This window comes from Thomasclavelia saccharogumia DSM 17460 (assembly GCF_000686665.1).
GTDB classification, from domain to species: domain Bacteria; phylum Bacillota_I; class Bacilli_A; order Erysipelotrichales; family Coprobacillaceae; genus Thomasclavelia; species Thomasclavelia saccharogumia.
This window is the reverse complement of record NZ_JMLH01000018.1, coordinates 40266-51010: the sequence shown is the minus strand read 5'-3', so window position 1 is coordinate 51010 and position 10745 is coordinate 40266. Positions and strand designations below refer to the sequence as shown.

Here is a 10745-nt window from a genome sequence, read left to right as displayed (position 1 = left end):
GAATGTGATATAAATATATATTATATCCGTGATTTTCTTGGTCATGAATCAGTACAAACCACTGAAATGTACGTAAGAACTAATATTAATATATTACAAAAAGCAATAATAGAGCGTACTGACAAACTTGAATTAAATAAAAAGAATGAAATTAAACAAGATGATTTAGTAATTACTTCTATACTGGATAGATTTAAATAAATAATATTATGGAAAGTAAATAATGAGGAATATATTAATATATCAATATATATTCTGGTTACTTTCCATAATAATTTACTTTCTATAAATTAGATTAAAAAAGAAGCTGGATTTAAGGTTCTTTCTTACTTTAGGGTAAATATTAAAAAGAGATTTCTTAAATAATTATTAAATATGATCATTTTTTGAAATCTCTTATTTTTAATTACCTATTATCGAATAAAAACCTGATTTAAAACAACTTCTTTTATTTATCATTGCAAAATCAAAAGCCCACGATAAAAGATTACTTATCTAAATATTTCTTTTTGATTGGATCTTTGCACATATCATTTAATTTACACTCTTTACAGTTAGGATTTGTTGCCTTACAAAAATAGCGTCCAAAAAAAATAAACTGGTGATGCGATTTATTCCAGCGTGAACGTTCAATTGAACGGCATAATTTCTTTTCGACTGCTAAAACACTATCATCTTTTTTAGCAAAACCTAATCTTTTAGCAATTCTTTCAACATGTGTATCAACAGCAAATGCTGGAATATCAAAAGCTACCGAACGAACTACATTAGCCGTTTTACGTCCTACTCCAGGCAAACTCTCTAATTGTTTCTGACCACTTGGTACCTTACCATCGTACTGTTCTATCAATACATTTGCCATCGCTAAAAGATTTTTAGCTTTATTACGATACAAACCAATCGTCTTTATGTCCTCTTGCAACTGTGATAAAGAGGCTTGACTCACTGCTTCTACTGTTGGATATTTTTTAAACAAAGTCTCTGTTAACTGATTGACCTTTTTATCTGTTGTCTGGGCTGATAACATCACAGCTACTAATAATTGAAAATCAGTTTCATGATTCAGCTCACAATATGCATCAGGAAACAATTCATCAAAATAATCTAATACTCGTCCTGTTTTTTCTTTATTCATTTTCCCACCATTTATACTCACTGATTGGAACTGTCCGCTTTGGTTCATCCTGTTCAATATAACGCTGTTTTACTCCTGTTTTAGCCCAATTAGAAAGTATTCCTTCAATATATCTAAAATTAAGTACTTGACTTTTAACAGCTTCTTTTAAAGCCTTAACAATCATTTCATCACTATAATTACAATTCTTCCAATCTTTGATAATATTAAGTTCGATTGGTGATAATGCTCTTGCAAACTGTTCTTCAAAAATACTGATCAAATCCACTTCTGATGCTTTTTCTTCAATTTTTTTATTTTCACACAATAATTTTTTTTCAAGTTCATTCAAACTAATAGAACCCAAACGATTACAAATCAGTTTTTTATTTAACAATGATGTTAAAGCCTTATCCAGCTCTTGATTTGATAATGATGAATAATTTTGTATCAGCTGCGGCGTTACAGTTTTAACACCAATATCTTTCAATGTATAAATAATCAATAAAATATGGCATTCATTATCGTCAATATTTAGCTCTTTAGCTCTAAGCAGCAATAAACGACTAATATCAACACATTTATTTTCTATTAATTCCTTTAACATAAATCCACCATCTACCTACTACTATTATCAATTCGATATGCCTTTATAAATTCACCACTATCGACTCCATAAAAAGCATAAATCAATGAATCTTCTCCACGATACAACAAGCTATAAACAAATATTTCATTTTCATAGCCTATTTCAACATCATCAGGGGTCTGCTTATATTTTTCTTTAAAAGCATCAATACATTCCTGCTGGTCCACAACATCTCCGCTATATGATTTGATAAATTTTTTCTTTTCATCAAATACAGCATACTGTTGTTTTTCACCTTTTTTTGCATGAATAATATAATAACTTTTCTCACCGTCATAACGATTAAAATAATCAGCGCTGTCATAACCATTTTCAGCAATGATTTCATTTTCAATCTTTGCAAGATCATTCTTATGTCTTGAATATGGAACATGTACCCAAAGCATATAAAAACTAACTATAATAAAAACTAATATCAAAAAAGCTATTAGAATATTAAATCTATTTCTACGTAAAAATTTCAAAATTCCACCAACTTTCTATGCCTATTATACTATCAATTTAGCGATTATAAAAGAAAAATTGTATTAATATATCTGAACTAATCGCTCAAAAAAAATCAAAGCCCGGCAGCTTTGATTTTAATAAATTAATCACGATCATTACCTAAAACAATCAAAACGATTCTAAGTAATGATAAAACCGTTGATAACATTGCAGCAACATACGTAAAAGCAGCTGCAGATAACATTGATTTGGCACCACTGTATTCATCGCTGGTCAAATAGTTAGTTTTCAAGATCTGTAACGCTCTCGATGAAGCATCAAATTCCACTGGAAGTGTAACAATCTGAAAAAGCAGGATCCCTGACATCAAGATCACTCCCAGCCAGGCAATATTGCTATTTCCCATTAGTAAACCAATAAACACGGCAATCCATCCTAAATACTGACCAACATTACATAACGGTAAGATAGCATTTCTAAATACTAATGGTCGATACCCAACTAAATGTTGAATGGCATGACCACACTCATGACTCGCTACTGCTAAAGAGGCAATCGATGTACCATCATGAATTCCTGGAGACAAATTAACTGTTTTATTACGTGGATCGTAATGATCAGATAATCTTCCATTTACGCGATTGATCTGAACATCTCTCAATCCATTTCGATCAAGAATTTCTCGAGCTACCATTGCTCCAGTCATATGTCTACTATTAGGTATTTTTTCATATTTATTGTAAGCACTGCTTACTTTTATTTGGGCAACAACCATAATTAGTGATCCAATGGCAACTAAAAGATAACCAATCATATAAGTTGATGACATTGGATAATAAAAAAACGGCATCTTTCTCAACTCCTTTGTTTCTATTATACACCTTATTATTAACTTATTATTAATAAATAACAAAAAAGCAATGATTAATTCATTGCCTCTTTTAAACGATTACTTGGTTTAAATGTAACAGTCTTGCTGGCAGGAATAATCATTTCCTTTTGTGTCTTCGGAGATATTCCTTTACGAGCTTTACGATCATTTACTTTAAACGTTCCAAATCCAGAGATCAAAACTTTATCTCCTTCAATAACACTACGTGTAATTGTATTAAAAACTGTATCTACTAAAATCTCGGCATCTTTTTTAGTCAAGTTTCTTTCTTTAGATACTGATTCAACTAGTTCTTTCTTATTCATAACTACCTCCATATTCTAATACCTCGAAAGTATAACATTAAAAATTACCGATTTCAAGCACTTTTATAGGACAATTGCAATAACATTACTTTTCCCTTTATTTACTATTTTTGATAAAATATCATGAATTCTAAGACTTGCATTTTCTGGAATAGCATTCAGCTTGATATACATCCCTTCTTCAATTAAATCTCCTAATTTACGACCAAAGACATCACAATCAAAAATTGCTTGCTTATCATTTCCATTAGAATTTAAATATTCGATAAATGCTTCTGCTTGTTCTTTTGATCCGATTATTGGCTCAAACGTACTTTCAATATCTACTTTGATCATATACGTAGTTCCTGCTTTAGATACTAACTTCATCCCATAGCGCGGCCCTTGTTTAATAATTTCTGGTTCACTTAATTCAATTTCATCAAGTTTTGGTATTGCATAGCCATAGCCAGTTTGTTTAACCATTCTAATAGCATTAGAAAATCCTTCGTACTCTTTCTTGATATCAACCAATTCCTGAATAAATGTTAAAAATGTAGCCTGATCAAAACCTTTATCACCAATTATTTCTTCTAAAATTTCATTGTATAAGCCATCACGTTCTTCAATTTTTAAAGTGGCACTAGATGTACTTGTGTCAATTCCTGTTAAATATGCTTTATCAACAAAATCATACTCACTAATGGCATCGCCAATTCTTTCTACATCTTTAAATTTTTTAATTGACTGCAAAGATTCTTTTAATGATGTATCTAATGTTTGCTTTAGCCAATGATTATTAGACATCATTGCCAGCCATTTAGGTACTTCAATTCGTACTTCACTAATTTTAAATTCATATAAAGCATCTTTTAATAAAGAAACAATTTGCGGCTCTTCCATATTTGTAACATCCATCGATAATACTGGCACATCGTATTTTTCTGTTAAACGTTCGTATTCTTTTTTACAAGCAGGACTATTTACATCCTTACTATTAATGATAACAATGAATGGCTTATCGATTTCTAATAACTCTTCAATAATACTGTCGGTTGCTTCATTATAATTAGCTCCTGGAATATCACAAATACTACCATCACTTGTAATTACGATTCCAATCGTTGAATGATCCTGAATTACTTTTTTTGTGCCTACTTTAGCTGCCTGATCAAAGGGAATCGATTCTAAATACCATGGGGTTTTAACATAACGAATCCCCTGATCATCTTGATATCCCTTAGCACCTTCAATAACATAACCAACACAATCTACAAGACGGACATTGACTTTAAAATTTTCATCCATGATCATCTCTACTGCCTGATTAGGAATAAATTTTGGCTCAACCGTCATTATCATTTTACCCTTACCAGACTGTGGTAATTCATCGATTGCTCTTAATTTAGCATCTTTATCTTCAATATAAGGGATAACCGCCATTTCCATAAAACGTTTAATAAATGAAGACTTCCCGCTTCTTACTGGTCCTACCACCCCTAAATATATGTCCCCATCGCATCTTTTAGCGATATCATGTAAGATATTTTTCGTTTCCATTGTAAACTCCTCTCTTCGTCTTATTTATATGAAATCCACCTATATTTAGAACACATCTAAATACAATTTTGTTATAATAAGTTATAAAGGAGGTAATTTATGTATTCTTCACTTGAAATAGAAAATCAGTCGTTTGAAGATTTATATTTAAAATTCTGTGGGATGCAGGAATGTAAGCCTGATTATTCATATGGACCAGCTATAAGACAAAACTATTTAATTCATTATTGTCTAAAGGGTAAAGGTGAATATCATGTAAATAATAAAGTATATCCTATTAAAGCTGGGGATGCTTTTTTGATCATGCCTAATGTTGTTACATATTATCAAGCTGATCATGATGATCCCTGGACCTATTTATGGATCGGTTTTGATGGTAATAAAAGTCGTTTGTATTTGAATCGCTGTAATTTAAATGATAATAATCTGGTCATTCATTGTGATTATCTTGATGAATTAAGAAAACTGGCAATTTCGATGTTAGCTCATTATAAGCTTAGTTATAGTAATGAATTATATATTCAAGGACAATTATTTACTTTCTTTTCTTATTTAGCTAAAAGTGCAAATGTTAATTATAAAACAAATAAAACTAATTACAATCCTTATGTTGATAAGGCTATCGAGTATATTCAAAATAATTATCAAGATATGGTAACCGTAAATGAAATTGCTGATTATTTATCGATCAACCGCAGTTATTTATCGACACTTTTTAAAAAATATTTACATCTTTCACCACAAGAATTTTTACTGCGCTATCGCATGATTCAGGCTGAGGAATTATTGATCAATACTGATCTTACTATTAATCAAATTGCTTTTTCCTGTGGCTATGCTAATCAATTATCTTTTTCTAAAGCTTTTTCAAACACTCATGATCTAGCTCCTCGTGATTTTAGAAAGCAAAATAAAATGATCGACAACTCTAGAATGAATGATCCTCATGCTCAAAAATAGACGCTAAGCGTCTATTTTGCTTTAATAATATATAATCTAGATAAATAATCTCCATTAGTTCCATCATAAGTTTCACGATTTTCACCACAAGAACTGTCACTCGTAAGTAAGCCAAGATTCATCAATTCATCACCATAATGATCAGTTTCATTGATTGATACATGATACTCCTTATTAGGATCTAAACCTAATAGTTTAACTCTTCTAAAACCTTGATTAACTTCTTGTAATGGTCGATAATAGCCTACGATCGCAGTATTTAGATCATTTGAAACTACCATCCATACTGTTTCATTACCTTCGAATGGACTTTTTAAACGATAGAAAGTTCCAAACTGAATAATTTCTCGATATTCTTTCATAAACTTTATTTGGGCAATGATCGTATCCTGCTCTTCTTGACTCAGCTTATTTAGATCCAATTCATAACCAAAAGTTCCAAAATAAGCTACATTTGCTCTAGTATCAATTGGTGTATTTCTAAATACTTGATGATTAGGTACTGCCGATACATGAGCTCCCATTGCTGAAATTGGATAAACGTAAGAAGTCCCATATTGAATCTTTAATCTTTCAACAGCATCAGTATCATCACTCGTCCAGCATTGTGGTGCATAATACATCATCGCTGGATCAAAGCGGGCTCCGCCACTAGCACATGACTCAAATAATACTTCTGGAAAACGTGATGTTAATTTTTCATATAAACGATATACTCCTAAAATATATTCATGCATTACTTTTCCTTGTGAAGAAGGACTATGAATACTTGAATAAACTTCACTCATACAACGGTTCATATCCCATTTAATATATGAAATTTGTCCTTCCTCGATTACTTTGGTCATCATCTCATAAATATACTCAACTACTTTAGGATTAGAAAAATCTAAAACATATTGATTACGACCATGACAACTATTTCGATTCGGTGTTTTTAATGTCCACTCGGGATGTTTGCGATACAAATCAGAATCTTTATTGACCATTTCAGGTTCAAACCATAATCCAAACTTCATATTCAAATCGTTGATTTTTTTAGCTAAACCACTAATACCATTAGGCAACTTTTCCAAATTAGGATACCAGTCCCCTAATCCTGCTTTATCATCATTACGTTTTCCAAACCAGCCATCATCTAAAACAAACAGCTCGATTCCTAACTTTTTAGCAGTAACAGCAATTTCCATGATTTTTTCCTCATCAAAATCAAAGTAAGTTCCTTCCCAGTTATTAACAAGGATTGGTCTAACTTGATCACGATATCTTCCCCGCGCTAAACGTTTTTGATATAGAGAGTGATAAATTTGCGACATCGCATTTAATCCTTTATCACTGTAAACCATTACTACTTCTGGCGTTTGAAAAGATTCATTGCTTTTCAATTCCCAGCTAAAGCAATGGGGATGAATTCCCATCATAACCCGCGTTACATTATAAGTATCTACTTCAACCTGGGCTAAAAAGTTACCACTATAAACAAAACTAAAACCTAATACTTCACCATCATATTCATTACAATTTTCTCTTTTTAGAGCAATAAAGGGATTAAAATTATTACTTGAACAGCCCCGAAGTGAATAAATTGATTGGATCCCATGTTCTAATTTCCGATTTTTAACATTTCTTTCTCTAGACCAGGCCCCTGTCAATTCAATCATTTCATAATTATAATCAGGTAGATCTAAAGACATACTCATTATCTGATTTAAAACTAATTTTTGCTTTCCCCAGTTTTTAATATATGTATTTCGGCAAATAACTGGCAAATCTTCATAAATCGTATAGCTTAAAATCAATTCTGTCTGGATCACTTCATCGTATAAAGTTATTAATAAAGTTTGTGCTTCACTATCATTTTCTACATACGTAGCTGGCAAATCTGTTAATTTCGGCTTTCCTTTTATAATTTGATGATCTTGATATCTAAAATCAAGAATTCTACTACCATTTTCCTGGAGAATATCAATTGCCGGATGGCGCATATCGCCTGATCCATATACTGGATATTCTTGTTTAATATGTTCTAATGAAAATGTTAAGTCACCTTCAAACGGACATGATGCCATGGGTCTTGATCTTATTTCAAAAAGATGATCAAAGTTATCTCGATCGTGAATGACTTTACCATAATATAATTGACCTAATTGATCATTTTTTAATACTTTAAAAATATAGCTAAGTTGAGAATTATATAAATGAAATGTTTGTGATGATTTATGAAATTGAATCGGCATAATTACCCTCCTGTAAATTTTTACTTTGATTATTTTCTACTATTCTATTTTCAATATTTTCTTCTTTTTTTCATATATTTATCATTTAATATATAATATTTTTTTATAAATAATAAAACTTATAATAACAAATATAATTGGTAATCCAATCATAATGATGCGCATACCATTGATCGTTGCAGCTGATTGAACTGCATCTGAAAGATAACCAGCAGCATCTAATGCAAAACCTGTAAATAATGCTTTCAAAGCTGCAGCAAATTTAACTAATAAAGTTTGAACTGAAAAAATAACTGATTCATTACAAATACCTAATTTCTATTCTCCATAATCAGCAACACCTGTTAAAACAACGGTTCTAATCACTAACCAGGGTCTGAATTTGCCCCATTTAATACGGGTATTAACAACGATCATTCCCATTTCTAAATCGTTTATAGCATTCCAAAACTTTGCTAAGAAAAATAATATTCCTATAAAAGCTGCCGACAATTTTAGAACATCCGTAAATATAACATACAGTAAGTAAAAATTATGCTACAGCACATTTCTTTACTAATGGTCCCAATATCATAAGAATATTTTTCTTTAAAAGACAATTTATCACTATTCATTGTATTATCGTTATAAAAGGACTCTTAACAGTAATCATTCCATATTGATCAATGGTTATGTCTCTTCTATTTAAATTAGTAAAAACAAATTAACATCAACACAGTAATATTTTTTTAATCATTGTGTCAAATTATAAAAACTTATTACCCCGCTTAACATTTTTACCTGCTTCAACAAATACTTTAAAGCCTCTACCTTTTAAAGCAATGGGATGCTTTGCTTCAAAAATAAACTTAACTTTACAATCATGTAGTGCATAAACAATATTTTCAGTTGGAAATATAATGACACCTTCACCAGTTATTTTTTATAAAAGACCTCGTCAGGACAATATTTTAAATTTCCGGATATACCCTCCACTTAATTAAAATTCTGCAACCACATTTACATTTTGAATTATAACATTTAGATATATTATCTAATAGTATTGAATGTAGTTAAAATATGTCTTAATGTTATATTTTTATTAAAAACACCCTTAAATATCTTCGTTTATTTAAAAAACATAAATTATCATAAAAAAAGAAGTTAACATTATGACATATTTATCAAACATTTTATCTAGTTTTAAAAAATAATATTTATCTTTAACTCTATAAACGTTTGTATTAGAATAAACAAGAGGTGAATTATCAGATGAATTTTTCAAAACGAATGGATTTATTTCCTGAAAGTATTTTTACGGTTCTAGCAAACAAAGCTGCCCAAAGAAAACAAAGAGGATTAGAAGTTATCGATTTTAGTACTGGTACACCTAATATCCCGCCTAATAAAAGTATTCGTGAAGTGTTGTCTAAAGCGGCCTTAGATCCTAAAAATTATGTCTATGCGATCAATGATCTGCCAGAATTGATAGAAGCAGTGATCAACTGGTATCAAAGAAGATATGATGTTAGTTTAAATAATGATGAAGTCTGTTCTTTGTTAGGTTCTCAAGAGGGTTTATCACATCTAGCAATGACTTTGATCAATGAAGGGGATACTGTATTAGTTCCTAATCCCAGTTATCCTGTTTTTAAAGATGGTCCTTTAATTGCGGGAGCACGAATTGTTGAAATGCCATTATTAAAGGAAAATAATTATTTGATTAATTTTAATGCAATTGATAAAAAAGATGCTGCTCTGGCAAAATTTATGGTCGTTTCTTATCCTAATAATCCTACTTGTGGAATTGCTAATGATGCGTTTTATCTCGAATTGATTAAATTTGCAGAAGAAAATGATATCATTGTTCTTCATGATAATGCATATAGTGAGCTATTATTTGAAAAACCTGGAAAAAGCTTTTTGTCTTATCCTGGAGCAAAAGATATTGGAATAGAATTTAATTCGTTATCAAAAACATATGGTCTAGCTGGAGCGCGAGTAGGATTTGCTGTTGGTAATAAAGAAATCGTAAAACAAATCAAGACTCTAAAATCAAATATGGATTATGGTATGTTTATTCCTGTTCAGTTAGCTGCAATAGAAGCAATCAGCGGTGATCAAAGCTGTGTGGAACAAACGCGCAATGCTTATAAAATGCGCCGTGATGCTTTTTTAAGTAATGCAAAAAAGATTGGCTGGAAAATTGATAAGACAAAGGGAACGATGTTTATTTGGGCAAAAATTCCTGATAAATATTCTTCTTCAATAGATTTTGTCAATGATCTATTTGAACAAACAGGTGTCTTGTTTGTTCCTGGCAAGGCATTTGGTACATATGGTGAGGGCTATGTCAGAATTGCTTTGATTCAAGATATTGAAGTTATTGAAAAGGCTTTTGCGATCATAGCTAAAACAGATATTTTTAAATAAAAAAGAGATTTTTGAAATCTCTTTTTAGTTACCTATATAATAGTTTTAATAATTATTTTATGGTATATATTGTCAATTTTTTTAAACAAAAGATGTTTGACTTTAAAATTATTTTTTTGATATGATATGTTAGCAATCGGCACGATACAAGCTATAAATATGCTGTTACGAAACAGTCTATGCTTGTATC

Annotated in this window: 11 protein-coding genes and 1 pseudogene; 3 read left to right on the top strand and 9 right to left on the bottom strand. The window is 30.6% G+C overall.

Going from position 1 to position 10745, the window contains the following annotated elements; all coding sequences use genetic code 11:
- Positions 1-201 (top strand): annotated as a pseudogene (locus tag BR82_RS17430) (hypothetical protein); the annotation flags it as partial.
- A 286-nt stretch (positions 202-487) separates the two neighbouring features.
- On the opposite strand, the gene nth reads toward BR82_RS17430, so the two are convergent.
- The 6 genes from nth to spoIVA all read right to left on the bottom strand — a co-directional run bounded on the left by nth (position 488) and on the right by spoIVA (position 4946).
- Entirely contained in the window at positions 488-1135 is a 648-nt protein-coding gene (gene nth, locus BR82_RS0105800) for an endonuclease III (protein ID WP_024721487.1), read from the bottom strand.
- Positions 1128-1721: a DnaD domain-containing protein gene (locus tag BR82_RS0105795; RefSeq protein ID WP_027089425.1), complete on the bottom strand. Its 594-nt coding sequence runs from the start codon at positions 1719-1721 to the stop codon at positions 1128-1130. The genes nth and BR82_RS0105795 overlap by 8 nt, the downstream gene beginning before the upstream one ends.
- Positions 1722-1732: 11 nt before the next feature.
- Positions 1733-2227, bottom strand: coding sequence for a hypothetical protein (locus tag BR82_RS0105790; RefSeq protein ID WP_027089424.1), 495 nt, complete (start codon positions 2225-2227; stop codon positions 1733-1735).
- Between the two features lie 125 nt (positions 2228-2352).
- Complete coding sequence (locus BR82_RS0105785) at positions 2353-3060, bottom strand: zinc metallopeptidase (protein WP_027089423.1); 708 nt, start codon at positions 3058-3060, stop codon at positions 2353-2355.
- A gap of 74 nt (positions 3061-3134) precedes the next feature.
- Positions 3135-3407: an HU family DNA-binding protein gene (locus BR82_RS0105780; protein ID WP_024721491.1), complete on the bottom strand. Its 273-nt coding sequence runs from the start codon at positions 3405-3407 to the stop codon at positions 3135-3137.
- Between the two features lie 63 nt (positions 3408-3470).
- Positions 3471-4946, bottom strand: a complete 1476-nt coding sequence (gene spoIVA / locus BR82_RS0105775; protein ID WP_024721492.1) for a stage IV sporulation protein A — start codon at positions 4944-4946, stop codon at positions 3471-3473.
- Positions 4947-5045: 99 nt separating this feature from the next.
- Here spoIVA and BR82_RS0105770 point away from each other — a divergent pair, with 99 nt between their 5' ends.
- On the top strand, positions 5046-5906 hold the full coding sequence (locus BR82_RS0105770) for an AraC family transcriptional regulator (RefSeq protein WP_027089422.1): 861 nt from the start codon (positions 5046-5048) through the stop codon (positions 5904-5906).
- Positions 5907-5917: 11 nt separating this feature from the next.
- On the opposite strand, the gene BR82_RS0105765 is transcribed toward BR82_RS0105770, so the two are convergent.
- The 3 genes from BR82_RS0105765 to BR82_RS17640 all read right to left on the bottom strand — a co-directional run bounded on the left by BR82_RS0105765 (position 5918) and on the right by BR82_RS17640 (position 8635).
- Positions 5918-8143 (bottom strand): alpha-galactosidase, encoded by a 2226-nt coding sequence (locus BR82_RS0105765; RefSeq protein WP_027089421.1) that lies wholly within the window; start codon positions 8141-8143, stop codon positions 5918-5920.
- 81 nt (positions 8144-8224) lie between these two features.
- Positions 8225-8434 (bottom strand): MFS transporter, encoded by a 210-nt coding sequence (locus BR82_RS17645; RefSeq protein ID WP_335324203.1) that lies wholly within the window; start codon positions 8432-8434, stop codon positions 8225-8227.
- Between the two features lie 27 nt (positions 8435-8461).
- On the bottom strand, positions 8462-8635 hold the full coding sequence (locus BR82_RS17640; RefSeq protein WP_240474514.1) for an MFS transporter: 174 nt from the start codon (positions 8633-8635) through the stop codon (positions 8462-8464).
- Between the two features lie 759 nt (positions 8636-9394).
- Here BR82_RS17640 and BR82_RS0105750 point away from each other — a divergent pair.
- The gene (locus tag BR82_RS0105750; RefSeq protein WP_027089420.1) at positions 9395-10555 is read left to right on the top strand and encodes an aminotransferase class I/II-fold pyridoxal phosphate-dependent enzyme; all 1161 of its coding nucleotides are present in this window, start codon (positions 9395-9397) and stop codon (positions 10553-10555) included.
- Positions 10556-10745: the final 190 nt, after the last annotated feature.

What these genes read in the sequence shown, in the direction of transcription:
- nth (WP_024721487.1), bottom strand. Translation starts at nt 1,135, where the DNA reads ATGAATAAAGAAAAAACAGGACGAGTATTAGATTATTTTGATGAATTG.
- BR82_RS0105795 (WP_027089425.1), bottom strand. Translation starts at nt 1,721, where the DNA reads ATGTTAAAGGAATTAATAGAAAATAAATGTGTTGATATTAGTCGTTTA.
- BR82_RS0105785 (WP_027089423.1), bottom strand. Translation starts at nt 3,060, where the DNA reads ATGCCGTTTTTTTATTATCCAATGTCATCAACTTATATGATTGGTTAT.
- BR82_RS0105780 (WP_024721491.1), bottom strand. Translation starts at nt 3,407, where the DNA reads ATGAATAAGAAAGAACTAGTTGAATCAGTATCTAAAGAAAGAAACTTG.
- spoIVA (WP_024721492.1), bottom strand. Translation starts at nt 4,946, where the DNA reads ATGGAAACGAAAAATATCTTACATGATATCGCTAAAAGATGCGATGGG.
- BR82_RS0105770 (WP_027089422.1), top strand. Translation starts at nt 5,046, where the DNA reads ATGTATTCTTCACTTGAAATAGAAAATCAGTCGTTTGAAGATTTATAT.
- BR82_RS0105765 (WP_027089421.1), bottom strand. Translation starts at nt 8,143, where the DNA reads ATGCCGATTCAATTTCATAAATCATCACAAACATTTCATTTATATAAT.
- BR82_RS0105750 (WP_027089420.1), top strand. Translation starts at nt 9,395, where the DNA reads ATGAATTTTTCAAAACGAATGGATTTATTTCCTGAAAGTATTTTTACG.